Genomic DNA, 25,963 nt, shown 5'->3' with positions numbered 1-25,963 from the left:
ACATGCAGAAAAAACTGGCAGTTGCCATCTTAAACTGGAACGGAAGAAATTGGCTTGAAAAATTCCTTCCCGGTGTAGTTCAATTTTCTCAAAATGCAGATATTTATGTCATTGACAATCTTTCTACGGATGATTCCAGAGAATTCCTGAATACTCACTTCCCTACTGTAAAAGTTATTAAAAACAATGAAAATTATGGTTTTGCCGGAGGTTATAATGAAGGATTAAAAGAGATCAAGAATGAATATTACTGCCTTCTTAATTCTGATGTAGAAGTTACCGAAAACTGGATTGATCCTGTATTGGAGTTATTTGAAAAAAGCGATTCCATTTCTGCTATTCAACCTAAAATTTTATCTTATACCAATAGAAACTCTTTTGAATTTGCGGGTGCAGCAGGTGGTTTAATAGACAATTTAGGATACCCTTACTGCCGTGGACGTGTATTTGATGATCTGGAAGAAGATAAAGGACAGTATGATGATGAAACAGAAATTTTCTGGGCTTCCGGATGCTGCTTTTTTATCCGTTCAAAAGATTTTTGGGAACAGAAAGGTTTTGATGCAAGATTTTTCGCCCATCAGGAAGAAATTGACCTTTGCTGGAGATTGATCAATACAGGTAAAAAGATTTTTTATACAGGTAAATCTAAGGTATATCATGTAGGTGGCGGAACGTTGAATAAACAAAGTGCACAGAAGACCTACTTGAATATCCGAAATAATTTGTCGATGATGCTTAAGAATCTCCCTTTTCCCAAATTAATAGGGCTTATTTTTTTCAGATTATGTCTGGATGGTGTAGCTGGAATTTATTTTGGATTAAAACAGGGTTTTCCTCACCTTTGGGCAGTTGTAAGAGCTCATTTTGGTTTCTATGGACAACTTCCAGGAACCTGGAAACTTAGACAAAACCATCAGAAAGAGCAATTTTATCAATCAAAATGGTTAATTTTTAGACATTTTTTAGGTGGTAAGTAGGGTATTACTAATCGTCGGATTATTTATATATTATTACATTGCAAGTTTTACATTTTCAATAATATCAAACTTCAAATTTTAAAACAAATGGACTTCTGCGCAATAGACTTTGAAACAGCCACTCACGAAAAAAACTCAGCATGTGAGATGGGAATCTGTATAGTGCAGGATTCTAAAATTGTGGAAACTAAAACCTGGCTGATCAAGCCTCCAAGCTTTCCTTATTTCAGTAGATTTAACGTTGCTGTTCACGGCATTCATCCGGAAGATGTAAAAGACGCTCCTACATTTGATGAAATTTGGTATGAGGCTCAGAATATGATGTATGGAAGTTTAATGATAGCTCATAACGCAGGTTTTGACGCTTCTGTTCTAAGAGGATGTCTTCAGCATTATGGAATGTTTACCCCCAATATTAATTATCTGTGTAGTATTCAGCTTGCCAAGAAATCATGGAATTATTTACCCAAATATGGTTTGAAACCATTGGCTGAATATCATAATATTGACTTTACCCATCACAGGGCTGGAGCTGATGCAGAGGTTTGTGCAAAAATTTCTTTACTTGCTTTTGAAAAGCTGTTCATTACAAGAAATGAAGAAATAAATGATTCAGCATTAAAAAATAATATAAAAAAACTGTAACTTTAAAACAAAAACCATGAAAAAACTCTTATTATCTATTACCGCAATCGCCGGTATTATTGTGCATGCACAGACAGCACTTCACGGTGCAGACTGGAACTTAAAGAAAATCGTAATAAATAATACTACTTATTCTCTCCCTCAGAACAGCGAAATGGGTAGCCCAATTTTAACTTTTTCAGCAACTCCTAATACTCCACCACCTCCAGGTTCAACAACCAGCATGAGCAACCCAATCTGCGGGACTGGTATATGGGCGTTAATCTATAACAATGAAATAACAGCTAATAGCTTTAATTTCTGGTCTCATGGAACCGGAACAACCAATTGTACAATGCCAGAAAATATAGCTTTTCACACGCAATACAATGATTATTTCAGTATAGGTTCCAATAGTTACAGCTATCAAATTTTGGATAATGGAGGAATGAGAAATCTTATTATAACCAATAGTTTGGGACATCAGGCTTTTTATCAATCCGGAACTTTGGGCACAAAAGAATCTAAAACACAACTATCTAACAAAGCTGGAACAATTTACCCTAATCCTGTAAAAGAAGGTTCTGTTCATCTGAAAAAGACAGATCGTATTGAATGGATAAAAGTGTACAATATGGAGGGAAAACTAGTACTTCAAAACCTATCTTCTGATGCTGAAATTAATGTCTCTAACCTGCTGAAAGGGGGCTACTTTATGGAAGTAAAATCTCAAAGTGGTATTAGCAGACATCAATTTATTAAAGAATAATTTTAATTACTCAAAACTTCAGATAATAAATTAAATTTTGGGATATCAATCTCAAAAGTTTCCTGTGTTTCCAGGTTTTTAACGAGGTATTTCCCGCTCATATTTCCTACTCCGGAACGAAGCATTACATTGGAGAAATAAGCAAAATTTTCGCCTGTCCCTATTTCAGGAGTCAAACCGATAATTCCATCTCCAATAATTTCTGTGTATCCAAATCCTACATCAAAGATGAGCCATTTTCTTTTCAGTACTTTTATAGGAAAGCTTCCGTCATTTTCTATGGTTATATTGTACTTGAAGACATAACGGTTTTCGGATGGATAACTATTCTTACTATCATATTCAGGTATTACTGAAACTTTGATATTGGAAGTCATTTTTGAAAACATCATTATAGTATTTTCTTAATAGATACAAAAATCTCGCCTTTTTTAAGGCGAGATTATATATTTATATTATAATTTCATTAAAACTATAATCCAAGACCTTTTCTTTCGTCTCCACCCATTAATATTTCAACAGGATTGTCGATTGCTTCTTTTACCGCTACAAGGAATCCTACAGACTCTTTTCCGTCGATAATTCTGTGGTCATAAGACATTGCAACATACATCATTGGTCTGATTACTACTTGTCCGTCAACAGCCACTGGTCTCTGGATAATGTTGTGCATACCAAGAATTGCAGATTGTGGAGGGTTGATGATAGGTGTAGACATCATAGATCCGAAAGTACCACCGTTTGTAATTGTGAAAGTACCACCAGTCATTTCATCAACAGTAATTTTACCGTCTCTTACTTTTATAGCAAGATCTTTGATGTTTGCTTCAACAGAGCTGAAAGACATGTTTTCTGCATTTCTCAATACAGGAACCATCAATCCTTTAGGACCTGAAACAGCAATTGAAATATCGCAGAAATCATAATTTACTTTGAAGTCTCCGTCGATAGATGCATTTACATCTGGATACATTTGTAATGCTCTTGTAACTGCTTTTGTAAAGAAAGACATGAAACCAAGTCCTACTCCGTGTTTCTGAGCAAATTCTTCTTTATATTGCTTTCTTAATCTGAAGATTTCAGACATGTCAACTTCGTTGAAAGTAGTTAACATAGCTGTTTCGTTCTTCACAGAAACTAATCTCTGAGCGATTTTTCTTCTTAAAACTGAAAGTTTAGTCGTAGTTGTAGATCTAGAACCTGTAGCAGTAAGAGGGCTTCCTCCTAATGCAGGAACTGCTGCTAATTCAGCATCAGTTTTAGTGATTCTTCCGTCTCTTCCTGTTCCTGAAACCTGTGCAGCATCCATTCCTTTTTCGTCAAGGATTTTCTTAGCAGCCGGAGATGGAGCTCCTGTAGCGTAAGTTTGAGGTGCGGCAACTGGTGCAGCTGGTTTTGGAGCTTCTTGTTTAGCTGGTTCAGCAGCTTTCGGAGCTTCTTCTTGTTTTGGAGCTTCAGCAGCTGGTGCAGCACCTTCTGGTTTTGCAGCATCCATATCAATTAAACAAACTACCTGACCTACTTGTACCACATCACCTTCTTCTGCTTTTAAAGTGATAATACCACTTTGTTCTGCTGGCAATTCAAGAGTTGCTTTGTCTGAGTCTACTTCAGCGATAGGTTGATCTTTTTCTACATAATCCCCATCTTTTACAAGCCAAGTTGCAATTTCAACTTCTGTGATTGATTCGCCCGGTGAAGGAACTTTCATTTCTAAAACTGACATATCGAGTATTTTTTATTTTTTAATTGAATATTATTTAAATTAAGCTGTAACAGGTCTTTTTACAGGAGCATCGTCTCTATCGAAAACTCTGTTGATCACTGCATTTTGGTTTTTCTCAAACATTTTGTGGCTACCTGGAGCTGGAGCACCGCTTGGTACTGGAGAAACCACCTGGATTCCTGTGTCTCTGAAATTTCTTAGAATATAAGACCAAGCACCCATGTTTTCAGGTTCTTCCTGAGCCCACACTAATTGTTTTCTGTTTTCGTATTTGTTGAAGATCGCTTCAATAGCATCTGTTTGAAGTGGATATAACTGCTCGAATCTTACTAATGCAATATTTTCACAGTTTAATTCTTCTTTCTTCGCTAATAATTCGAAGTACAGTTTACCTGAACAAAGAACTACTTTTTCTACTTTTTTAGGATCTGCTGTTGGATCGTCTAAGATTGGCTGGAATGAACCTGTTGCAAAATCTTCAAGTGGAGAAACTACTTTAGGGTGTCTCAATAGAGATTTAGGACTCATAACGATCAATGGCTTTCTGAACGCCCACTTCAATTGTCTTCTTAGTAAGTGGAAGTAGTTGGCAGGAGAAGTAATATTTGCTACTACCATATTTTCATTAGCACAAAGTGTTAAGAATCTCTCTAATCTTGCTGAAGAGTGTTCTGCACCCTGACCTTCTGAACCGTGAGGCAATAACATTACCAATCCATCCTGGATTTTCCATTTTTCTTCTGCAGCAGCTAAATATTGGTCAACGATAATCTGAGCACCGTTCACGAAGTCACCAAACTGAGCTTCCCAGATTGTCAATGTATTTGGAGAAGCCATTGCATATCCATAGTCGAAGCCTAAAACACCATATTCTGAAAGGTGAGAGTTGAACACATCAAATCTGCTTTCTGAAACGTGTCTTAACGGGATATATTCTTCTTCTGTATCTTCTGTTTTTACTACAGCATGTCTGTGAGAGAATGTACCTCTTTCTACATCTTCCCCTGAGATTCTTACGTTGTGACCTTCCACAAGTAGTGTAGCATACGCTAACCACTCTCCTAATGCCCAGTCTAATGAGTTTCCTTCAATAGCTTTAACACGGTTATCGAAAAGTCTTGTAATTTTATTGATGAACTTTTTATCAGCCGGAAGTGTTGACATTTTCAGCGCCAATTCTTTCAACTTAACTAAGTCATATTTTGTATCCACAGGTAATTGAACTGCTCCTCTTTTTCCGATTGGATAGTTTACCCAATCTTCAGCCATGAACACATCCATTACGTTTTTCTCAATTTCTTTGGAAGCATCAAAGTCTTTATCTAGAAGAGCTTTAAATTCTGTTTCCATTTTAGCAATTACATCATTTGAAGTAATGCTGTCTTTCAGTAACTTCTCTTTATAAATTTCTCTTGGATTCGGGTGTTTAGAAATCGTTTTATACAAGTTAGGCTGAGTAAATCTTGGCTCATCACCTTCATTGTGTCCATATTTTCTATATCCTAAAAGATCGATATAAACATCTTTACCAAATTTAGCTCTGAAATCAGCAGCAAAGTGAATAGCGTGAACTACAGCTTCAGCATCATCTGCGTTTACGTGCATTACAGGAGATTCTGTAACTTTTGCGATGTCTGTACAGTATGTTGAAGATCTTGCGTCCATATAGTTTGTTGTAAACGACACCTGGTTATTTACAACGATATGAACCGTACCTCCTGTTCTATATCCTTCCAATGTCATCATCTGAGCAACTTCGTAAGCAATACCTTGTCCTGCAATTGCCCCGTCACCATGGATGATAATTGGTAGAATTTTAGAATAATCTTTATATTTATCATCTACTTTTGCACGGCAAATACCTTCTACAAGAGCAGCAACCGTTTCAAGGTGAGACGGGTTTGGAGTCAAATTAATACAAACTTCTTCTCCAGAAGCTGTTTTTATTTTTTTAGATGATCCTAAGTGATATTTAACGTCACCTGAGAATACATCTTCTTCGAATTCTTTACCTTCAAATTCTGAGAAAATTTGCTTGTAAGATTTTCCGAAAATATTTGTCAATACATTCAATCTACCTCTGTGGGCCATACCCAATACTACTTCATCTACTCCTAACTGAGAAGATCTTGAGATCAATTGGTCTAAAGCCGGGATTAATGTTTCTCCACCTTCTAATGAGAATCTTTTCTGACCTACAAATTTTGTGTGAAGATAGTTTTCAAAAGCTACAGCCTGATTTAATTTTAATAAGATTTCTGTTTTTTCATTTGCAGAAAGGCTTGGGTGGTTTTCATTAACCTGAAGCCATCTTTTGATAAAATCTTTTTCTTCAACATTGTTGATGTGCATATATTCTACTCCGATAGAATCACAGTAGATATTTTCAAGGTGCTTGATCAAATCTGCTAAAGTAGCAGGTTCTTTCATTCCTGTTTCAACTGCACAGTTGAATTTTGTATTTAAATCTTCTTTAGAAAGACCGAAGTTTTCGATGTCTAAAGTAGGTGTGTAATGTCTTCTTTCTCTAACAGGGTTTGTTTTTGTAAACAGGTGCCCTCTTGTTCTGTAAGCCTCGATAAGGTTTACTACCTTAAATTCTTTTTTGATGTGTTCAGGAACTTCTCCGTTGGTTACCGCCTGAGAAATTTGTTGTACTGCCGGAGCAGCGTTGGCCGGAGCCTGAATAAATTGAATGTTATCGTCATCTCCGTAGTTCTCTAAAGCAAAATCGAAGCCTTGAAAGAAAGCTTTCCATGATGGTTCTAAAGAATCTGGGAATTTTAAGTACTGTTGGTATAAATCCTCAATTAACTGAGAATGAGCTGCGTTTAGGAATGAAAATCTGTCCATTATTACAGTTTATCTATTTATTAAAATTTATTTGTAGAATTAATCTTCAAATTTAATAAAAAAAACCGAGTTAGAACAGTCTGAAACCGTTAAAAAAACTTAAGAAAAAAATTATTCTGAAAAAATTACTTATACACTGATAATGAGAGCTTAAGATTCACGTCCTGACCTTCCATAGGACGCTCAATAAAGGTCTGACGGATATCTCCGAAGCGCATCTCGTCTTTTTTGGCTTTCTGAATCAGCTGCTGAATTGCCTTAATTCGTCCTTCGTAGTTTCCTTTGTAGTACATCACGTAGTTTTGTGAGGGATTTACGGACCTAAAATTAAAATTATTATCAGATACTCCTATTTTCTTGGAAAGTGGAATTCCAAGGAAGTATGAAACCTCCTTATCTTTGTAATTATCGGCATCGGTCATCAGAATTGGATATCCGAATTCATCATCTTTTTTTCCAAGGTCCATTGAAACAAAATTATAGACTTTATTATAGTTCATCACTATATTTTTGTAAAGAGCATCCTTCTTATTGGAAGTACTTACATTAATTCCAAGCAGTAATTTGTCTTCTTCATTTTCTACCATTAAACTGTCATATTTAATAGCAGCCATCTGGTTATCTTTTTCAACCTTATTTCCTAATGAATTTTTAAGATTGACCATACTTTTGTTGATATTTTCGGCAAAACGGTCTTCTGTCCAAAAATTTTCCACTCTTCTCCAAACGGAAAGTTTAGGAGTGTGTACATACCATATAATTTTTGTCTTTTCGGCAGAAATTGGCTTGAATTTGACATCAACTAAGGTCGGATTTTCATTTTCGTCTTCAAAAAGCTGGTATTTTAAGGTTTTGTTCAGGTTCTCGTATCTGATGAACATTTCTCCGTCTGTGTCATTTTTAGGATCAACGTAACTAATGGCGCTTCCCTGTCCTTCATATGGCGTATAATAATCTATATCTATAGTAGGCGAACTGGTAAAAAAATTGTTCCATCTTGTGAAGTTCTGAAGATTATTGAACTGTGCAAAGACTTTATCTACCGGATAATCAATCTCTTTTTCTACAGTAAAATTCTTGCTTTCATCCACGAAATAATACATGGAAGCAGCATAAGCTCCTCCTAAAAGAACAATAATTACAGTTAATATTTTAAAAATACGCATCGCACAAAAGTAATACAAATAAAAAAAGTGAACAATATGCTGTTCACTCTTGTTTTATGTTTAACAATAATTAACCTATTTAAAGGCTTTAAGCGGGATGTAGGAATATATAAGTTACTGTTATCAAAACGATTACTAACGATTCTATGATTAAAATAAATATTTCAATGAAGAAAAGGCATATTCATCGCTTCGTCTATAATAACTTTCAGCCTCCAGCCTTCCACTTCTTTATTTATTATCCAATATGGGTTCCAGGAGGAAGAATAGCTCCTTTTTTCACCACTACAATTCCATCCTGTACGGAATGTGTACCATAATCGCCATCAGGAATATGTTTCCCGCCTATGATCTTTACATTGTCACCGATATAACAGTTTTTGTCAAGAATTGCTTTTTCAATATAGCAGTATTTCCCGATTCCCATATTTGGACGTCCTTTTCTGTCGTTCATTACAATTTCTGTAGTGTTCTGGTAGAAATCGGCACCCATTACATATGAATTAACAATGGTACTTCCTTTATCAATCCTTGTCCTGTTTCCAATCACTGAATTTTCAATTTTATCAGCCATGATGATACATCCGTCTCCGAAAACCGCCTTGCTTACATAAGATCCGTTAATCTTGGATGGTGGAAGCATTCTTGCTCTTGTATATATAGGTGAAGAGGAGAAAAGATTGAACTGCGGAAGATCCAGACAAAGATCCAGATTGGCTTCGTAGAATGATTCTATTGTTCCTATATCCGTCCAATATCCTTCATACTGATAGCTTAGTGTTTTATATTTCCCGATAGAGTTTGGAATAATATCTTTTCCGAAATCATCCCCCGCTCCTTCATCAAACATTTTTTTCAGGATCGTCTTTGTGAAAATATAAATCCCCATGGAAGCCAGAAATTCTTTTCCTTTATGTTTATTTTCGTCTGAAACTTCAGATTGTAAGCCCTCCAGCATATCATATCCCGGTTTTTCATAGAAAGAGGTAATATTTCCTTCGTCATCAGATTTTAAGATTCCAAAACCTGTGGCGTCTTTAGCATTTACAGGAATAGTAGCAATGGTTAAGTCACCCCCGTTTTCAATATGAAAATCCAGCATTTCTCTGAAATCCATCTGATAGAGCTGATCTCCGGAAAGAATTAAGATATAATCATAGTCATATTTTTCAAGGTGCTTCATAGATTGACGCACAGCATCTGCTGTTCCTTGATACCAGCTATCATTTTCAACATTCTGTTCAGCGGCAAGAATATCTACAAATCCCTGACTAAAGATATCAAAATGATAAGAATTCTTGATATGTGAGTTCAGGGAAGCTGAGTTAAACTGGGTCAGAACAAGAATTTTATTCAACCCTGAGTTCAGGCAGTTTGAAATAGGAATATCCACAAGTCTGTATTTCCCTGCGATGGGTACAGCTGGTTTTGATCTTGTATACGTTAATGGGAATAATCTTGTGCCTCTGCCTCCTCCCAGTACAATAGAGATTACATTTCGGTTCATAAATATCTTGCGTTTTTATTTTATTAGTTTTACAGTTCTGTCTTTAGTGTCTACATTTACTCTGAAAAGCAAATATCATTTTTGTATTTTAGTCTTAGATTAATTGGTATGACTATATATTGTCACTGATTGTTTAGTTCTTATATAAAGCTATATATTTTTCTGCAGATTTCTCCCATGAAAAATCAAAATTCATATTGGCATGAATAAGATCTTCCATCATTTTCTTCTGATTATAGATTCCGAGAGCTCTGTTCATCGCATGAACGATATCATCTACTCCTGCATAGGTAAAGTTTAATCCTGCTCCTCCTGTTGAAATATCTTCTACAGTATCTTTCAATCCACCTGTATATCTCACTACCGGAATGGTTCCGTATCTCATGGAATACATCTGATTCAAACCACAAGGCTCTACTCTTGACGGCATCAACAGAAAGTCTGCGGATGCATAGATCTTATGGGAAAGGTGTTCTTTATATCCTAGATCTACCGCAAAGTTGGTGTAGGTATAATCGTATTCCTTTAATTTATTTTCTATATAGGTATTTCCTGAGCCTAAAATCATGATATTTAAAGCACCATAGCTTTGTTTGATGCTTTTCCATACAACATCAGGAAGCAGATCTGCACCTTTTTCTGTAGCAAACCTTCCGATAAAAGCAAATAAAGGCAGATTAGGCTTTAAACCATATTCTTTACACAGTTTTTCCTTGTTCTTTTTCTTTTGAGCTACAGCATTTTCAGAATTAAAATTGAAATCCAGCATGGGATCGGTTGCAGGGTTCCAGACTTCAGTATCAATTCCGTTGATAATTCCATAGGCTTTCCCGAATTCCTGACGAACCAGGCTTTCCAATCCACGAAAACTTATAAAAAGTTCTTCCAGATAACCTTCTGAAACTGTTGTAAAGGCATCGGCACATTTGATCATACTTGCCAATGGATTCATCATTCCGTTCCAATCCATCAATCCCCATTTATAGGAATCAAAAGCAGGCATATAGTTTGCCATATTCCAGCTCATCATTCCCTGATATTCCCCATTATGAATAGTCCCAACCGTTTTCACATCTTTTAAAAACTGAAATTCAGGACAATTTTTAACCATAAAAGCCACTAATCCTGTATGATAATCATGACAATGTAATATATCCGGCTTTATCTCCATTGCACACATCCAATGTAATATTCCTTGCTGAAAGGCTAGAAACTGAAAACTTTCATCCTGATAACCGTACGGATTGTCTCTATCTAACAGCCCGGGAATTTTCACCATATAAAGCTCGAATCCCAATACATCAGATTTTTCTTTCATCACCTGAACCTGCAGCATATTGGATCCCTGATGAATGAAACCATCAAACACCAATTCAAATTCATGGTCATAAACAAAAGGTTTGTTGTACCAAGGCATTACAACCTTAGCATTAATCCCTTTTATTTTATTCTGATATTTCGGCAAAGCTCCCACCACATCGGCAAGACCTCCTACTTTTGCTATCGGATAACATTCTGTACTTAAGTGATAAATAACCATTTTTACCTTTTATATTTGATTCTGTGTAATTTATACTTTTTATCTTTTTTCTGTCTCAAAATAATTCCAGCCAATGGAGGAATTGTTATGATCATGAACTTTTGATGCTCTCCTTCATACTTTTCTTCCAGTATCTCTGCTTCTACTCCGCTTCCACTGTATTTTTCATCATCGGAGTTAAAAATGACTTCCCAATGCGTTCCACTAGGGATTTTTATTTTATAATCCAGTACTTTTGGAGCAAGATTCAATACGGTCATCAAAATATCACCTCTTCTTTTTCCTTTCCTAAGATAAACATAAACTGAGTTTTCAAGATCATCTGCCTCTATCCATTCAAAACCACTTTTTTCAAACTGATTTTCGTAAAAAGCAGACTCTGTTGTATATAAATGATTGAGTTTCTTTACAAGTTCTTGCAATCCTTTATGAACAGGATATTCTAACAGGTGCCAGTCTAAACTTTGGGTAAAATTCCATTCACTGGTTTGTCCAAATTCATCGCCCATGAAAAGCAGCTTTGCTCCCGGATGGGTATACATATAAACATATAAGGTACGAAGATTAGCAAATTTCTGCCATTCATCGCCTTTCATTTTATAGATAAGACTCGCTTTTCCATGTACTACTTCATCATGAGATAGGGGCATCATATAATTTTCATTATACATATACATGGAAGCGAATGTAAGCTTATGATGATGATATTTTCTGTTAACAAAATCTTCTTTAAAATAATCAAGAGTATCATGCATCCAGCCCATCATCCATTTCATTCCAAAGCCTACTCCTCCATCATGTACAGGTTTTGTGAGCATTGGAAAGTCTGAACTTTCTTCGGCAATTGTTATAATACTGTCTCCAAATTCTTTATAAACAGCAGTATTGAACTCCTGTAGAAAAGCTTTGGCTTCAAGGTTTACATTTCCACCATATATATTAGGTTCCCAATCGCCTTCGTTTCTTGAATAATTCAAATGCAGCATTGAAGTAACTGCATCTACACGCAATCCGTCTGCATGGTAACGGTCCAGCCAGAACATTGCATTGGAAATCAAAAAAGACTTCACTTCATTTCTTCCATAATTGAAAATATGAGACTTCCAATCAGGATGAAAGCCTTTCCTCGGATCCTCATGTTCATACAAATGAGAGCCGTCAAAACGATACAATCCATTTGCATCTCCCGGAAAATGAGAAGGCACCCAATCCAGAATAACACCTATATTATTTTTATGAAGTTCATCAATCAGGAACATCAGATCCTGGGGTGATCCGAAACGTGAAGTAGCAGCATAAAATCCTGTAATCTGGTAACCCCAGCTTGGATCATATGGATATTCCATCACAGGCATTAGTTCTACATGAGTAAAGCCCATTTCTTTGATATAAGGTACCAGTTTCTTTGCGATATCCCGGTAGTTCAGAAAACGTTTAGGCTCATCTTCATCTCTCATCCATGAACCTAAATGAAGTTCATAAACAGATATCGGAGCCTGAAGACTATTCTTTTTTCCTCGGTTTTCCATCCACTCCTGATCATCCCATTCATACCAGGTAGTAGAAACTAATGAAGCAGCCTGAATATTCTGTTCCCAGCTTAATGCATAGGGATCGCTTTTTTCTAAAATATCACCTCTTGCCGTTTCAACAGCATATTTATATAATGTTCCCCATGTAAGCTCATCAATAAAACCTTCCCAGATTCCTGAGCCATCCCATCTTGGGAATAGAATATGATCTTTATGATTCCAGTTGTTAAAATTTCCGATAACAGAAACTTTTTTCGCGTTAGGTGCCCAAACTGAAAAATAAACTCCTTTTACGCCATCCTTTTCCACGGAATGCGCACCAAATTTACTATACAGCTTATAATGTCTACCTTCTTTAAAAAGATATACATCATGATCGGTGAAAAGCGTATAGGTTTTAACAGAGTTCATCAAGATCAGTTTGTATTTATATTTTGCTTGAAACTACGAAAAATACTGACAATAGCGATTAATTATTCATCAAATAATTATCAAGTTAGCTTCCTTCTTTCGTCTACCTATCAAATATATCATTTTTAAATTCACTTTTTTATAATTCCAAAACAAACTTTTTTATAAATTTAACACACAATTTTATATTAAACACCTATGATGAGATTTGAACTTTATACTGAAGAAAAAGACGACAGACCCGTATTTATCACCGGAAATTTCAACAACTGGAATCCAAAAGATTACAATTACCAGCTTCAGCAGACAGCCCCTGATAATTACTTTATAGAAATCAACAGCCAGACGCTTCCAGATAACATTGAGTATAAGTTCACAAAAGGCGGCTGGGAAAACGTTGAACTGGATAAACATGGAAATATAACACCCAACAGAAAAGCAAATAAATCTATAGAAAAAACATCAGATAAGGTAGAAAAATGGAGACTCAACTGGGGACCTTTTAAGAAAGAGTTTTTTCCTACCGCTGAAGTGATTTCCGAAAAATTCTACATTCCACAACTTGACCGTTACCGTAAAATCTGGGCAGTACTTCCTTATGATTACCATACTTCAGACAAGCATTATCCCGTTCTGTATCTTCAGGATGCACAAAACTTATTTAATGAAGGAAGTGGTTTCGGGAATTGGGAGATTGATAAAAAGCTTTCTATCCTTGCAGAATATGGACGTGGTGACATCATCATTATTGCGATAGAACATGGAAGCGAAGACCGAATCAAAGAATACATTTTTGATAACGATAATGTTGCGAACGGTTCAGAAGGAAAAAAATACATCCGCTTCATTACAGATACTTTAAAACCTTATGTAGATGTTAATTACCGCACTAAAAAAGACCGCGACAACACAGGAATCGGCGGCAGCTCTCTAGGTGCATTAATCAGTATTTACAGCGGTTTTCTCTATCCTGAAGTTTATTCGAAATTATTAATTTTCTCACCTTCTCTTTGGGTAGAACCGAACAATAATTTTCCAATGATGAACTTCAGAATACCTTTTAAGACAAAAATATATTTATATGGTGGCGGACAGGAAGGCTCGAAAATGGTCAAAAGAATTCATATTTTTGAAGAATATCTGAAAAGATGGGAGAAAAAGAACCTTTTCGATTTTGAATTCAGAACCAATATCAATCCGGAAGGAACTCACAGTGAATTCTACTGGTCTCAGGAATTCCCAAGGGCTATTGAATGGCTGTTTTATGACAATACAGAAAACCCTGTCGAAGTAAAACCACAACAACAAAGCATTAAGAACTAAACGTTATGAAACTAATTAACAAAAAAAATAAAAATTACACTCAAGTCTTCCATTTATTTACGGAGGAAGAATGGACAAAAGCAAGTAAAAATTTCAATAAAAATATTCCCACATTTTTCACCGGAAAAAAACATGAAGTCTTTATCAATGCTCACGAAGAAGGAATTACCTATTTTATCGGATTAGGGAAGTCAACTCTACAGAATTTTGAAGTTCAGCAGGTTGCATTAAAATTCTCACAAACCCAAAAGGAAAAACTACAGGCAGTTCCAACTTTAATCTTTGCCGATTTCCTTAATGAAAAACAATTTGAAGAGTTTGTAAAAGGGCTCCTCATCGGAACATACAACTATCCTTTTGAAAAAAATCATCCTTTCTGGAATGCAAAATTTGAGCTTCATTTTGAAAATTTAAGTCAGAAAAAACTGGATATCATCGGTCAGAAAGCCGAAGCATTGAGTAATGGACAGCTTGCCTGCCAGGACTGGATGAATAAACCTGCAAACCTTAAAAAAGCAGAAATATTTAGTTCTTACCTTAAGAATATTGCCAAAAAATACGAATTAAAATATACAGCTTTTAACAGAAAAAAATGTGAAGAACTGGGACTTGGAGCCTATCTTGCCGTTAACCAGGCGAGTGCCCATGATGCTGCATTCACAATTTTAGAATATAAAACTACAGTCAAAAATGCCAAAACATTTGGATTGGTTGGAAAATGTGTTCTATTTGATACCGGAGGAATTTCTCTGAAACCATTTACCAATATGCATTATATGAAATCTGATATGGGTGGTGCCACTGCTGTTCTCGGAACATTAATCTACGCTGCAGAAATGAAGCTTCCGGTTAATATTGTTGCCATTCTTCCAATTACTGATAATGCCATTTCTGAAAATGCACTGCTTCCAAGTGATGTAATTACTGCATATAACGGAAAAACAATTGAAGTTCTTGATACTGATGCGGAAGGAAGACTGATTCTTGCAGACGGACTCTCTTATCTTGCCAAAAACTACAAAACAGATTTCCTGATTGATCTTGCCACTTTAACGGGAAGTTCCGTAAGAATGTTTGGAGATACCTGCGCAGCAATGTTTTCGAACGATGAAGAACTGAAAAATCTATTAATTAAAACCGGAGATAAAACCAACCAAAGACTGTGGAATTTACCTTTATGGGATATATGGAAAGATGATATACAATCTGATGTAGCAGATCTGAAAAACATGTCTTTAAAACCAGTTGGAGACTGTATCATTGCAGCGAAATTCTTAGAGCAATTCATTGAAGATCACCCAAAATGGGCACATCTTGATATTGCTGGTGTTGCCTTTGGGAATGTAGGATATGCGAAAGAAAAAGCAGGCACTGGTTATGGGGTTCAATTATTGATTGATTTAATCGAAAATTATCACTAAAAATTAGTTTATTACAAAAATTCTCTGTATACTTGATTGTATGTTTTTCAAAAGCGCATCATATTTTGTTTTTTAGTATTAATCAAACAATAAAGAAATGCTTTTATTTTTGAAAAATCATTAAAAACTAAAAAACATTATATGGAGGAGAAAATTATAGTATGTATTTCGTGCTATTACAAGGGCTATGATTTCATGGACGAAATGAAGACGCTCGGTAATAAAATCATTTTAGTAACATCAGAGAATCTTAAAGAAAAAAACTGGCCATGGCATGCTATTGATGAAGTCTTTTATATGCCTGAGTTAAAACCATCAGTCTGGAATCTGGAACATCTGATCCAGGGATTTTCACATCTGATGAAAACCAGAAAAGTAGATGCAGTAGTAGCTCTCGACGATTATGACGTAGAAAAAGCAGCCCTGATCCGGGAGACTTTCCGTATTCCTGGAATGGGACAAACCACCCATCGCTATTTCAGAGATAAACTTGCCATGCGGCAAAAAGCCAAAGATTCCGGGATTAATGTTCCGGAATTCACAGCTGTATTCAATGATGATACTGTTAATGAATTTATAGATAAAGTTCCCGCGCCATGGGTATTGAAACCCCGTTCGGAAGCCTCCGCCTCAGGAATCAAAAAGATTTTAACCAAAGAACAGCTTCACGAGGCTTTGAATGAACTTGGTGAAGAACGCCATCTTTTTCTATTGGAAAGCTTTAAACCTGGAGACGTTTACCATGTAGACAGCCTTACATTCAATAAAGAGATTGTATTTACCTCTTCCTCAAAATATTTGGCTCCACCCATGCAGGTTTCTCATGAAGGAGGTGTATTCAGATCCAAAACATTAGGACGATATTCTGAAGAATTCAAAGCACTTGAGGAGATCAATGCTAAAGTACTTTCCAGTTTTGGACTTCTCAACGGAGCAACGCATACAGAATTTATTAAAGGAAAAGAGGATGGAAAATGGTATTTCCTTGAAACATCTTCCCGAGTAGGTGGAGCACACATTCCAGATTTGGTGGAAGCTTCAAGCGGCATTAATATTTGGAGAGAATGGGCAAAAATTGAAGATGCTCTTCTGAGAAATAAAAAATATAGTATTATACCACCTACAGGATATTATTCAGGGTTAATTATTGCCTTAATTAAAGATAAAGAACCGGATTACAGTGATTTTGAATGTGAAGAAGTTGTAAGATTTCTTCCGATAGATTACCACGTTGGAATAGTTTATAAATCCAATGATGCGAAAATTATTGAGAAAAGATTAGATCATACCACAGAAAAGATCAACGCCGAAATGCTAAACATTCTTCCTCCTAAAAGCAATAAACTGAGCAGCTAAGATAACTTTAAAGAAAATAAGTCAATGTCTCACATAGAACATACAGAATACTATTCCAACATATTGGGAATAAGCCTTAAGGTAGAAGTGACCGGGCATGACGGGTATCCTATCATTATGTTTCCGACATCTCAGGGACAATATACCCAAAACCATGATTTCCATCTTAACGGAAGCATCAATTGGTTTGTAGAACAGGGAAAAGTAAGGCTCTATAATATACAGACTATTGACAGCTGGAGCTTTTACGATGAAAAGATCTCTCCTCAGCAAAGAATAAAAAACTATGAACGATATATACAGTTTCTCATCAATGAATTTGTTCCTTATATTCAGAAACTTCATAAAACTCATCGTGTAGCCGTTGCAGGAGCCAGTTTTGGAGGATATCATGCTGCTAATTTTGCATTTAGATTTCCTGATATTGTTTCCCATCTGTTTTGTCTCTCCGGAGCATTCAGTATAAGGAATTTTATGGATGGTTATTCAGATGATCTTGTTTATTTCAACTGTCCAAGAGAGTTTGTAAGAAATGATGAAGCATGGAAATACAAACATATGCATATTGTATTAAGTACTTCCGATCAGGATATCTGTAAGGATAAAAATATAGAAATGGCAGAAATTTTAAGAATAAAAGGAATCAACTTCTGGTACGATGAAAGAAAATGGATAGGACACGACTGGCCTTTGTGGAGAATGGTATTTCCTACGTTCATAGGAGCTTATTTCTCTTAATAGTTTAATAATAAAACCTCAAAAATTTTAAACTTAAGTTATTTTTAAAAATTGCTGCTAAATGTTTGAAAAGTGCAATTATTAAAATAGAAAAAAATACACACCAATTTTAAAAACAAAAATTATGACAAAAAAAGTAGGAATTCTATTCGGTATGGAGGACACATTTCCCTGGGCATTTATTGATAAAGTAAATGAATTAGGAGGTGGAGATATCGTTGCTGAACCTGTTACCATTGATAAGCTTGAGCAAGGTGCAGACTATGGTTATGCCGTAATCATTGACAGAATTTCGCAGGATGTTCCCTTTTACAGAGCATATCTGAAAAATGCAGCACTTAACGGTACTTATGTCATCAACAATCCGTTCTGGTGGAGTGCTGATGAAAAGTTTTTCAACAATGCCCTGATGAGCAAACTTGGAATTCCATTGCCTAAAACAGTCTTACTTCCATCACATGAAAGACCAACCAATACATCGGAAACTTCATTCAGAAACCTGAAATTTCCTCATGACTGGGAATATATATTCAACTATGTAGGATTTCCGGCTTATATGAAACCTCACGATGGCGGTGGCTGGAAAAATGTTTATAGAATAGAAAATCCGGATGACCTTTGGAATAAGCTGGGAGAAACCGAACAATTAGTAATGATGGTTCAGGAAGAGATTATCTTTGATGATTATTACAGAGTATATTGCCTGGGCAGAAAATATGTTCATATCATGCCGTATGAGCCTAGAAATGCTCCTCATTTAAGATATGCAACTACACATCAGACAGAAGGAAAAGAGCTTGAAAAATTATTGAAAACCATTCATGATTATACCATTACCATGAATGAAGCATTAGGATATGATTTCAATACTGTGGAATTTGCAGTAAGAGACGGAATTCCTTATGCTATCGATTTCTGTAATCCAGCTCCTGATGCCGACAGAAACTCTGTAGGTGAAGAGAATTTCGCTTGGATTGTAGAACATGCAGCAAAACTAGCCGTAGAAAAAGCGAAGGAATATGTTCCGGGAAAACCCAATATCACTTGGGGTACCTTTGTGAAGGATTCCATAAAATAACATTGAAAAAAGAATTAAAAAACACAACACAATGCATCAGTTTACTATTGGAATCGAAGAAGAATATCAGATCATTGATGTTCAAAGCAGAGATCTTATTTCTCATGTTTCAAAGATCATTGAAGGCGGAAAAGCCGTTTTGAGTGAAAACTTAAAACATGAAATGCATGAATCCATGATTGAAATGGAAACAGGAATTTGCCAGAACATCCAGGAAGCAAGAGCTGAATTAACCAGTTTAAGAAGACATCTGATCAACATCGCTCACGAGCAGGGATTACGTGTTTCCGGCGGCGGAACCCACCCTTTCTCGCATTGGTCTGATAATAATATCACTCAAGGGGAAAGGTACGTTAAAATCGTGGACGACATGGGAGATGTAGCACGCGAAAACCTTATTTTCGGGCTTCATGTACATATTGGAATTCCTAACCGTGAAGAAGGCGTAAGAATCCAGAACGTAATGCGTTACTTTTTACCCCATGTTTATGCTCTTTCCACCAATTCTCCTTTTTGGATTGGAAGGTATACAGGCTTTAAATCTTACAGACAGGAAATTTTTGTAAAATTCCCGAGAACCGGTATTCCAAGTTACTTCAACTCATTGGCAGAGTTTGATAGTTATGTTGATCTTCTGATAAAAACGGGAACTATAGACAATGCCAAGAAAATCTGGTGGGATTTACGTGTTCATCCGTTCTACCCTACCATTGAATTCAGGATTTGTGATATGCCTTTAAGAATTGATGAAACGGTATGTCTTGCCGCAATCATGCAGAGTTTAGTGGCTAAAATCTATAAACTTCACCAACAAAATTTGAGCTTCAGAAGCTACAGAAGACTATTATTGAACGAGAACAAATGGCGTGCATCCAAAAGCGGTATTGAAGCACACCTGATCGATTTCGGGAAAGAAGAATCCGTGCCATATCCACATTTATTAAAAGAACTTTTGGAATTTATCGATGATGTTGTAGATGATCTTGGATGCAGAAAAGAAGTTGAATACGCCTGGAAAATCCTTGAAAACGGAACCGGCGCAGATCGACAGCTCAGAATCTTCAAAGAGACTGGTGATCTCACCAAAGTTGTAGATTATATGATCTCAGAAACAGAGTATGGCATAACACATGGCGAACCTGCTTCGTAATATTTTTGGTAACTTTACAAAAAATATGATGTAATGAAAGATATTCGAATTGCTCTGCTGGACATGAACAACAACCATGTTAATCAAGGCTTTAGAAACATTAAAGAAATTTCTGAAGCATTTCAGCAGAACTCTGAAGAAAATGTAATCATCAAGACATTTGATGTGAGGTTTAAAGATGAAATGCCGGAAATCGGAGACTTTGATATTTTTATTTCTTCAGGCGGACCGGGCACTCCACACAGAGAAGGTTTTGAGTGGGAAAACAGGTTTGCTAATTTTTTAGATTCTGTTTTTGAACATAATAAATATAGTGAAGATAAAAAATATCTGTTTCTGATCTGTCATTCATTTCAATTAGCAAGCATTCATTGGAATTTAGGAAATATCTGCAAAAGAAAATCCTATTCCTTCGGTGTAATGCCTGTTCACAAAACAGAAGAAGGTAAAAGTGAATTTTTATTTAAAAACCTTCAGGATCCCTTCTATGCGGTAGATTCTCGTGCTTATCAATTCATTGAGCCGGACCATGACCGTTTTGAAGAACTGGGAATGACGATTATGGCTATTGAAAAATTCCGCCCTCATATCAATCTGGAAAGAGCGGTAATGGCAGTTCGTTTCTCCGACGAAATCTTCGGGACTCAGTTTCATCCGGAAGCCAGCCCTGAAGCATTGATTGAAAACCTGAAAGACGACAAAAACAAAGAAGCTATGATCCAGAATTTCGGAATGGAGAAATATCTTGAAACGATGGACAGAATTGATGATGAAGACAAAATCATCCTCACTAGAAATCAGATTCTTCCGAGATTTCTTCAGTTTGCAAAAAAAAACATTTTGCAGGAAGCTGAATCTTTGGCTTAATAATTAATACCTACTACAAAAGTCTCAAAAGTGTAACACTTAAGTTTTGTTGAAAATCTTTGATTTTCATTGGATGTAAACTTATTATACAGCGTTTTATATTCTTAAAAATAAAAACTTTTGTGACTTTTGTGGTTAAATCATTTACAATATCAAAATCGAACGTCATTGTTCGATTTTTTACCATCGCAAAAGAAAAACTATGATCCCAAAATACAGGAAACAATTTAACCAGGAGTTTTCAGATGAAAAATATAAGCAGCTGAAAGAGATTTTAGCACAAAAAAGCGGTATGCAGCCGGCTTTCAGAATCTCAGAAAGTCCCATTTTTCTGACCAAAGAATTCGAAGGCAAATTACTTGATGCAAGTGAGAGTATTCTCAGTCAAATCAAAGCGCTTCCTGCTGAACTTCTTCAAAAAGCTGTTCCTGACAATTGCAGAGTTCCTAATGATACGGATCAACCGCATTTTTTTACCATAGATTTTGGGGTATGCAAAAACGAGAATGGAGAAATTGAGCCACAATTGATAGAATTACAGGCTTTTCCTTCATTATATGCCTTTCAAAAAGCTTATGAAGATACTTTCTGTGAAGTATATCCTTTTCTTTCTGATATTCGAAATACCATGCCTCATGAAACTTTTAAGCAGCATTTAAAAGAGGTCATTGTGGGTGATGAAAACCCCGAACATGTTATTCTTCTTGAAATTTTCCCTGAAAAACAGAAAACAGCGATTGATTTTGCTTTAACAGAGAAATTATTAGGCATAAAAACTGTTTGCCTTACCAAAATAAAGAAAGAAGGTAAAAGACTTTTTTATGAAAATAAAGGTAAACAAATAGAGATTAAAAGAATCTACAACCGTGTGATCTTTGATGAATTGGATAGAATTCCTGATCTTGTTACTGAATTTGATTTCCGGGAAGAAGTTGAGGTTAAATGGATTACTCATCCCAACTGGTTCTTTAAGATTTCAAAGTTTCTTTTACCATTGTTACAACATCAATTTGTTCCAAAAAGTTACTTTCTACATGAATTCCCGGAAAGTGAAAACCTTGAAGATTTTGTTTTAAAACCTCTGTTTTCATTTGCTGGAGGCGGTGTCAATTTGAATCCTACAAAGGAAATTACAGACGCTATCAAAGACAAGGAAAACTATATTTTACAAAGAAAAGTAAACTACGAACCTATTTTTGAGGATATTAACGGTGACTTTGCAAAGGCAGAGATTCGTTTATTATACGTCTGGAAAGAAAATGATGATCACCCTATTCTATTAGAAAACTTGGGAAGAATGACGAAAGCAGCCATGGTAAATGTTGATTTCAATAAGAAAGATGCAATTTGGATTGGAAGTTCTAATGCTTTTTTTGCAGAAGGATAAATGAAGTGAAGATTGTACCTTATTAAAACACCCCGCCAAAAATTCTTTGAATTTTGCCACCCTTTCAGCGGAGGGGAAGTTCCACACACATCAAAAGGTAGCCTATCTGAACAGATTAGGATCAACTACTTTGGATTTGGCAACCAACTTTAAACAAGAATATAGTGAATGTAAAAACCATCGAAGAACAGCTCTTCCAGCCCCTTGGATTGAAGTGTTCAAATATTGAAGAAGATAAAGAATGCAGAGAATACTCAGGTTTTAATTTTACTGTAAATAATTGGAATATAAAATTTCGGATTTCAAAAATAACATCTACCAAAACGGGACAGTTTGTAACAATCTGGAAAAGAAATGAAAATGGAGAAACAACTCCTTTTGATATCGCTGATGATATTGACTTTTATTTCGTTGCTTCTTTTAAAGATAATCTTTCAGGGATATTTATTTTCCCTAAAAACATTTTATTGGAAAAAGGAATTTTATCTAACGAAAAAAAGATAGGCAAACGAGGAATAAGAGTTTATCCAGCTTGGTATAAAACAGAAAGCAAACAAGCTCAAAAAACTCAGGAATGGCAGACCCAATACTTTCTGACATTTTCCGAAGATCGGGATGCTGTACTCCAGCAAGCTAGAAAATTGCTGAAGATCTAAATTCTCAAAACAAAACTTTTATTTATATAAATAAAATCTGCAAGATATTCTCAGAATTCATAAAAAACGGCTGCACTACAAAGTACAGCCGCTTTATTTATTTCAAAATTAGATCTTTACAGATTCTTTTCATCTTCCAGCAATTCTCTTGCCTGGTACTCCTGAACAAGATCAATAGCATTGGAAATCACATCACTCAAAGCGGTAATAAATGTTCCGTCTTCTGCCATTCCCATCGCGTGTTTTAACGCTTCTATTTCTTTAGGAATAATCTCGTAGCTGACATCTTTTCCTGAAGCCTGCATTCCATCAATGATTAATCCATTAATCTCCTCTTCGGTTCTTCCTCGAAGATGTTTTTCATTACGGATGATAATATGATCGAACATTCGTCCTGCAATCTTTCCACATTCTCTGATATCGTTATCTCTTCTATCTCCAACACCGGAAATGATACCTATTTTCTTTGTAGCTTCAATGTTTTTCAGATAATCTTCAATAGCCTCATATCCGGAAGGATTATGGGCAAAATCGATCAATACTTTAAAGCTTTTAAACTTAAAGACATTTAATCTTCCAGGGGTAAGCTGTGCACTTGGGATAAACGTTCGTAGTGAATTGGAAATATCCTCAATTCCAAAGCCATGAAGATAACTAGCCAAACTGGCAGCCAATACATTTTCGATCATGAATCTGGCTTTCCCTTCCATTGTAATCGGGAAATCTTTAGCTTTACCAATTCTGATCTTCCAATCTCCTTTTTTAATGGTTACAAAACCTTCTTCATAAACGCAGGTGATTCGTCCTTCTTTTGCAAACTTTACAATATGAGGATTATTTTCATCCATACTGAAAATAGCAACATTACAGTCGAGATCTTTCACAATTTTCATGGAGTATTCATTGTCTGCATTCAGTACACTCCAGCCGGTTTTCTTTACACTGTCTAATACAACGCGTTTTACCTTGGTAAGATCCTTTAAATTGTGAATGTCATTCATTCCCAGATGATCTTCTTCAATATTAGTCAGAACCCCAATATCGCATTGTGAAAATCCTAATCCGGAGCGAAGAATTCCACCTCTTGCCGTTTCAAGAACAGCAAATTCTACAGTAGGATCTTTTAAAATAAACTCTGCTGAAATCGGTCCTGTAGTATCCCCTTTTGAAAGCATTGTATTTTGGATATAAATTCCATCTGATGTAGTAAATCCTACTCTATATCCATTGCTTTTCACAATATGAGAAATCAATCTTGTGGTGGTGGTCTTTCCGTTTGTTCCTGTTACTGCAATAATTGGGATAGTGAAAGGCTTTCCTTGTGGATATAGCATATCTACAACCGGAGCGGCAACATTTCTTGGCAGTCCTTCGCTTGGAGCGAGGTGCATTCTAAATCCTGGAGCTGCATTAACTTCTATAATAGCTCCGCCACTTTCTTTTAAAGGTTGTGTAAGGTTTTCCGCCATGATATCTATCCCGCAGACATCCAGACCAATAATTTTGGAAATTCTTTCTGCCATGGTGATATTTTCCGGATGTACCATATCCGTAACATCTATTGACGTTCCTCCTGTAGAAAGGTTTGCCGTAGATTTAAGGTAGACCACTTCTCCTTTTTGCGGAACAGTTCCCAGAGAATATTGAAGCTTTTCTAGCAGTTCTAAAGTATCTTTATCCACTTCAATTTCGGTAAGAACATTCTCATGACCATATCCTCTTCGTGGATCCTGATTTTCTTTATCAATAAGCTGTTGGATATTCAATTCTCCATCTCCAACAATATGAGCAGGAACTCTTCGTGCAGCCGCTACCATTTTATTATCAATTACCAATACTCTGAAATCATATCCGGTAATATATTTTTCAACAATAACTTTCCTAGAATATTTCTGTGCGTGTTCCAGTCCTATTTTAGCAGAATCCCAATCATTAACATTAATAGAAGATCCTTTACCGTGATTACCGTCCAAAGGCTTTAATACAATAGGATATCCAATTTTTTTAATAACATTGTTAAGTCCTTCTTCATCCACGATCAGATCACCAATAGGCACCGGAATTGCAGCATCATGAAGCATTCTTTTTGTTAATTCCTTATTACATGCAATATCTACAGCAATAGAACTTGTTTTCCCTGTAATAGTAGCCTGGAAACGCTGTTGGTTTATTCCATATCCCAGCTGCACCAGTGAATTCGTTCCTAATCTTATCCATGGAATTTTTCGGGAGACCGCTTCTTCCACAATACTTCCAGTAGAAGGACCAAGACGTACTCGTTCGCGGATTTCTTTCAATTTCTGAATACACGCATTCAAATCATAATCTTTCCCTTCGATTAATACTTCTGCAATTTTTACAGCTTCTTCTGCGGCATAGATTCCCACATTTTCTTCAAGATAATTGAATACTACATTATAAACTCCGGGAGTTTTGGTTTCACGGGTTCTTCCGAAGCCGACATCCATTCCCGCCAGGGTTTGTATTTCCAAAGCGATATGCTCAATGACATGTCCCATCCAGGTACCCGTCTCCACTCTATGGAAAAACCCGCCTTCCACTCCTTCCGAACATCGGTGAGTGATCAGTGAAGGAATCAATTTCTCTATTCTTTCCCTGAATCCATCAATTTTATTAGTGGGATAATTTTCCATTTCCTCAAGGTCTAACCTCATCTGGATCAGCTTCTTTCGTCTGATACTCCAGATATTAGGACCGCGTAGTGCCTGAATCTTTTCGATTTTCATAGTCTATTGGCATTTTAACAGTTAACAATAACTTATTTTACAACCAAATATAATATAAAACCCTAAAAAAAACTATACCACATTTAAAGATTTGTTAAAAAAAAATTAAATTTAATTAACATTCCTAAAAGA

At 35.9% G+C, this 25,963-nt stretch carries 20 protein-coding genes; 12 read left to right on the top strand and 8 right to left on the bottom strand.

Features of this window, described 5'->3' with window-relative positions:
• The first annotated feature begins 2 nt into the window (after nucleotides 1-2).
• The 3 genes from BW983_RS04315 to BW983_RS04305 all read left to right on the top strand — a co-directional run bounded on the left by BW983_RS04315 (nucleotide 3) and on the right by BW983_RS04305 (nucleotide 2,373).
• Nucleotides 3-980 (top strand): glycosyltransferase family 2 protein, encoded by a 978-nt coding sequence (locus BW983_RS04315; protein WP_076550179.1) that lies wholly within the window; start codon nucleotides 3-5, stop codon nucleotides 978-980.
• A gap of 87 nt (nucleotides 981-1,067) precedes the next feature.
• On the top strand, nucleotides 1,068-1,625 hold the full coding sequence (locus BW983_RS04310) for a 3'-5' exonuclease (protein WP_076550177.1): 558 nt from the start codon (nucleotides 1,068-1,070) through the stop codon (nucleotides 1,623-1,625).
• Nucleotides 1,626-1,641: 16 nt separating this feature from the next.
• Entirely contained in the window at nucleotides 1,642-2,373 is a 732-nt protein-coding gene (locus BW983_RS04305) for a T9SS type A sorting domain-containing protein (RefSeq protein WP_076550175.1), read from the top strand.
• A 2-nt stretch (nucleotides 2,374-2,375) separates the two neighbouring features.
• Here the strand turns inward: BW983_RS04305 and apaG are convergent, their stop codons facing one another.
• The 7 genes from apaG to glgB form a co-directional block, all read right to left on the bottom strand.
• Nucleotides 2,376-2,765: a Co2+/Mg2+ efflux protein ApaG gene (gene apaG / locus BW983_RS04300; RefSeq protein ID WP_065394208.1), complete on the bottom strand. Its 390-nt coding sequence runs from the start codon at nucleotides 2,763-2,765 to the stop codon at nucleotides 2,376-2,378.
• A gap of 80 nt (nucleotides 2,766-2,845) precedes the next feature.
• Nucleotides 2,846-4,099 (bottom strand): 2-oxoglutarate dehydrogenase complex dihydrolipoyllysine-residue succinyltransferase, encoded by a 1,254-nt coding sequence (gene odhB / locus BW983_RS04295; protein ID WP_076550174.1) that lies wholly within the window; start codon nucleotides 4,097-4,099, stop codon nucleotides 2,846-2,848.
• A gap of 39 nt (nucleotides 4,100-4,138) precedes the next feature.
• Nucleotides 4,139-6,952 carry a 2-oxoglutarate dehydrogenase E1 component gene (locus BW983_RS04290; RefSeq protein ID WP_076550172.1) on the bottom strand — a complete coding sequence of 938 codons (2,814 nt, stop codon included), beginning with the start codon at nucleotides 6,950-6,952 and terminating at the stop codon, nucleotides 4,139-4,141.
• A gap of 125 nt (nucleotides 6,953-7,077) precedes the next feature.
• Nucleotides 7,078-8,118 (bottom strand): SRPBCC domain-containing protein, encoded by a 1,041-nt coding sequence (locus BW983_RS04285; RefSeq protein WP_076550171.1) that lies wholly within the window; start codon nucleotides 8,116-8,118, stop codon nucleotides 7,078-7,080.
• 238 nt (nucleotides 8,119-8,356) lie between these two features.
• On the bottom strand, nucleotides 8,357-9,625 hold the full coding sequence (locus tag BW983_RS04280) for a glucose-1-phosphate adenylyltransferase (protein WP_076550169.1): 1,269 nt from the start codon (nucleotides 9,623-9,625) through the stop codon (nucleotides 8,357-8,359).
• Nucleotides 9,626-9,758: 133 nt separating this feature from the next.
• Complete coding sequence (locus BW983_RS04275) at nucleotides 9,759-11,165, bottom strand: glycogen synthase (protein ID WP_076550168.1); 1,407 nt, start codon at nucleotides 11,163-11,165, stop codon at nucleotides 9,759-9,761.
• A 2-nt stretch (nucleotides 11,166-11,167) separates the two neighbouring features.
• Entirely contained in the window at nucleotides 11,168-13,108 is a 1,941-nt protein-coding gene (gene glgB, locus BW983_RS04270; RefSeq protein ID WP_076550166.1) for a 1,4-alpha-glucan branching protein GlgB, read from the bottom strand.
• A 201-nt stretch (nucleotides 13,109-13,309) separates the two neighbouring features.
• Between glgB and BW983_RS04265 the strand changes: the two genes are divergently transcribed.
• From BW983_RS04265 to BW983_RS04225, 9 genes are all read left to right on the top strand, one after another.
• Complete coding sequence (locus tag BW983_RS04265) at nucleotides 13,310-14,431, top strand: alpha/beta hydrolase-fold protein (protein ID WP_076550846.1); 1,122 nt, start codon at nucleotides 13,310-13,312, stop codon at nucleotides 14,429-14,431.
• A gap of 5 nt (nucleotides 14,432-14,436) precedes the next feature.
• The gene (locus tag BW983_RS04260; RefSeq protein ID WP_076550165.1) at nucleotides 14,437-15,852 is read left to right on the top strand and encodes a M17 family metallopeptidase; all 1,416 of its coding nucleotides are present in this window, start codon (nucleotides 14,437-14,439) and stop codon (nucleotides 15,850-15,852) included.
• 141 nt (nucleotides 15,853-15,993) lie between these two features.
• Nucleotides 15,994-17,208, top strand: coding sequence for an ATP-grasp domain-containing protein (locus BW983_RS04255; protein ID WP_076550163.1), 1,215 nt, complete (start codon nucleotides 15,994-15,996; stop codon nucleotides 17,206-17,208).
• Between the two features lie 24 nt (nucleotides 17,209-17,232).
• Nucleotides 17,233-17,946: an alpha/beta hydrolase-fold protein gene (locus BW983_RS04250; RefSeq protein ID WP_076550161.1), complete on the top strand. Its 714-nt coding sequence runs from the start codon at nucleotides 17,233-17,235 to the stop codon at nucleotides 17,944-17,946.
• Nucleotides 17,947-18,070: 124 nt separating this feature from the next.
• Complete coding sequence (locus tag BW983_RS04245) at nucleotides 18,071-19,024, top strand: ATP-grasp domain-containing protein (RefSeq protein ID WP_076550160.1); 954 nt, start codon at nucleotides 18,071-18,073, stop codon at nucleotides 19,022-19,024.
• Between the two features lie 31 nt (nucleotides 19,025-19,055).
• On the top strand, nucleotides 19,056-20,174 hold the full coding sequence (locus BW983_RS04240; protein ID WP_065394196.1) for a carboxylate-amine ligase: 1,119 nt from the start codon (nucleotides 19,056-19,058) through the stop codon (nucleotides 20,172-20,174).
• A gap of 33 nt (nucleotides 20,175-20,207) precedes the next feature.
• Nucleotides 20,208-21,041: a type 1 glutamine amidotransferase gene (locus BW983_RS04235; protein ID WP_076550158.1), complete on the top strand. Its 834-nt coding sequence runs from the start codon at nucleotides 20,208-20,210 to the stop codon at nucleotides 21,039-21,041.
• 202 nt (nucleotides 21,042-21,243) lie between these two features.
• Nucleotides 21,244-22,428 carry a hypothetical protein gene (locus tag BW983_RS04230; protein ID WP_076550156.1) on the top strand — a complete coding sequence of 395 codons (1,185 nt, stop codon included), beginning with the start codon at nucleotides 21,244-21,246 and terminating at the stop codon, nucleotides 22,426-22,428.
• A gap of 164 nt (nucleotides 22,429-22,592) precedes the next feature.
• Entirely contained in the window at nucleotides 22,593-23,084 is a 492-nt protein-coding gene (locus BW983_RS04225) for a MepB family protein (protein WP_228408952.1), read from the top strand.
• Between the two features lie 116 nt (nucleotides 23,085-23,200).
• Here BW983_RS04225 and cphA read toward each other — a convergent pair whose 3' ends face one another.
• Entirely contained in the window at nucleotides 23,201-25,831 is a 2,631-nt protein-coding gene (cphA, locus tag BW983_RS04220; RefSeq protein WP_076550153.1) for a cyanophycin synthetase, read from the bottom strand.
• Between the last annotated feature and the right edge of the window lie 132 nt (nucleotides 25,832-25,963).

The sequence above is a fragment of the Chryseobacterium ureilyticum genome, from assembly GCF_900156735.1.
Classification (GTDB): Bacteria; Bacteroidota; Bacteroidia; order Flavobacteriales; family Weeksellaceae; genus Chryseobacterium; species Chryseobacterium ureilyticum.
The sequence above is the reverse complement of the archived record's forward strand: the minus strand, read 5'-3'. Positions and strand labels throughout refer to the sequence as shown.

What these genes read in the sequence shown, in the direction of transcription:
- BW983_RS04315 (WP_076550179.1), top strand. Translation starts at nt 3, where the DNA reads ATGCAGAAAAAACTGGCAGTTGCCATCTTAAACTGGAACGGAAGAAAT.
- BW983_RS04310 (WP_076550177.1), top strand. Translation starts at nt 1,068, where the DNA reads ATGGACTTCTGCGCAATAGACTTTGAAACAGCCACTCACGAAAAAAAC.
- BW983_RS04305 (WP_076550175.1), top strand. Translation starts at nt 1,642, where the DNA reads ATGAAAAAACTCTTATTATCTATTACCGCAATCGCCGGTATTATTGTG.
- apaG (WP_065394208.1), bottom strand. Translation starts at nt 2,765, where the DNA reads ATGATGTTTTCAAAAATGACTTCCAATATCAAAGTTTCAGTAATACCT.
- odhB (WP_076550174.1), bottom strand. Translation starts at nt 4,099, where the DNA reads ATGTCAGTTTTAGAAATGAAAGTTCCTTCACCGGGCGAATCAATCACA.
- BW983_RS04290 (WP_076550172.1), bottom strand. Translation starts at nt 6,952, where the DNA reads ATGGACAGATTTTCATTCCTAAACGCAGCTCATTCTCAGTTAATTGAG.
- BW983_RS04285 (WP_076550171.1), bottom strand. Translation starts at nt 8,118, where the DNA reads ATGCGTATTTTTAAAATATTAACTGTAATTATTGTTCTTTTAGGAGGA.
- BW983_RS04280 (WP_076550169.1), bottom strand. Translation starts at nt 9,625, where the DNA reads ATGAACCGAAATGTAATCTCTATTGTACTGGGAGGAGGCAGAGGCACA.
- BW983_RS04275 (WP_076550168.1), bottom strand. Translation starts at nt 11,165, where the DNA reads ATGGTTATTTATCACTTAAGTACAGAATGTTATCCGATAGCAAAAGTA.
- glgB (WP_076550166.1), bottom strand. Translation starts at nt 13,108, where the DNA reads ATGAACTCTGTTAAAACCTATACGCTTTTCACCGATCATGATGTATAT.
- BW983_RS04265 (WP_076550846.1), top strand. Translation starts at nt 13,310, where the DNA reads ATGAGATTTGAACTTTATACTGAAGAAAAAGACGACAGACCCGTATTT.
- BW983_RS04260 (WP_076550165.1), top strand. Translation starts at nt 14,437, where the DNA reads ATGAAACTAATTAACAAAAAAAATAAAAATTACACTCAAGTCTTCCAT.
- BW983_RS04255 (WP_076550163.1), top strand. Translation starts at nt 15,994, where the DNA reads ATGGAGGAGAAAATTATAGTATGTATTTCGTGCTATTACAAGGGCTAT.
- BW983_RS04250 (WP_076550161.1), top strand. Translation starts at nt 17,233, where the DNA reads ATGTCTCACATAGAACATACAGAATACTATTCCAACATATTGGGAATA.
- BW983_RS04245 (WP_076550160.1), top strand. Translation starts at nt 18,071, where the DNA reads ATGACAAAAAAAGTAGGAATTCTATTCGGTATGGAGGACACATTTCCC.
- BW983_RS04240 (WP_065394196.1), top strand. Translation starts at nt 19,056, where the DNA reads ATGCATCAGTTTACTATTGGAATCGAAGAAGAATATCAGATCATTGAT.
- BW983_RS04235 (WP_076550158.1), top strand. Translation starts at nt 20,208, where the DNA reads ATGAAAGATATTCGAATTGCTCTGCTGGACATGAACAACAACCATGTT.
- BW983_RS04230 (WP_076550156.1), top strand. Translation starts at nt 21,244, where the DNA reads ATGATCCCAAAATACAGGAAACAATTTAACCAGGAGTTTTCAGATGAA.
- cphA (WP_076550153.1), bottom strand. Translation starts at nt 25,831, where the DNA reads ATGAAAATCGAAAAGATTCAGGCACTACGCGGTCCTAATATCTGGAGT.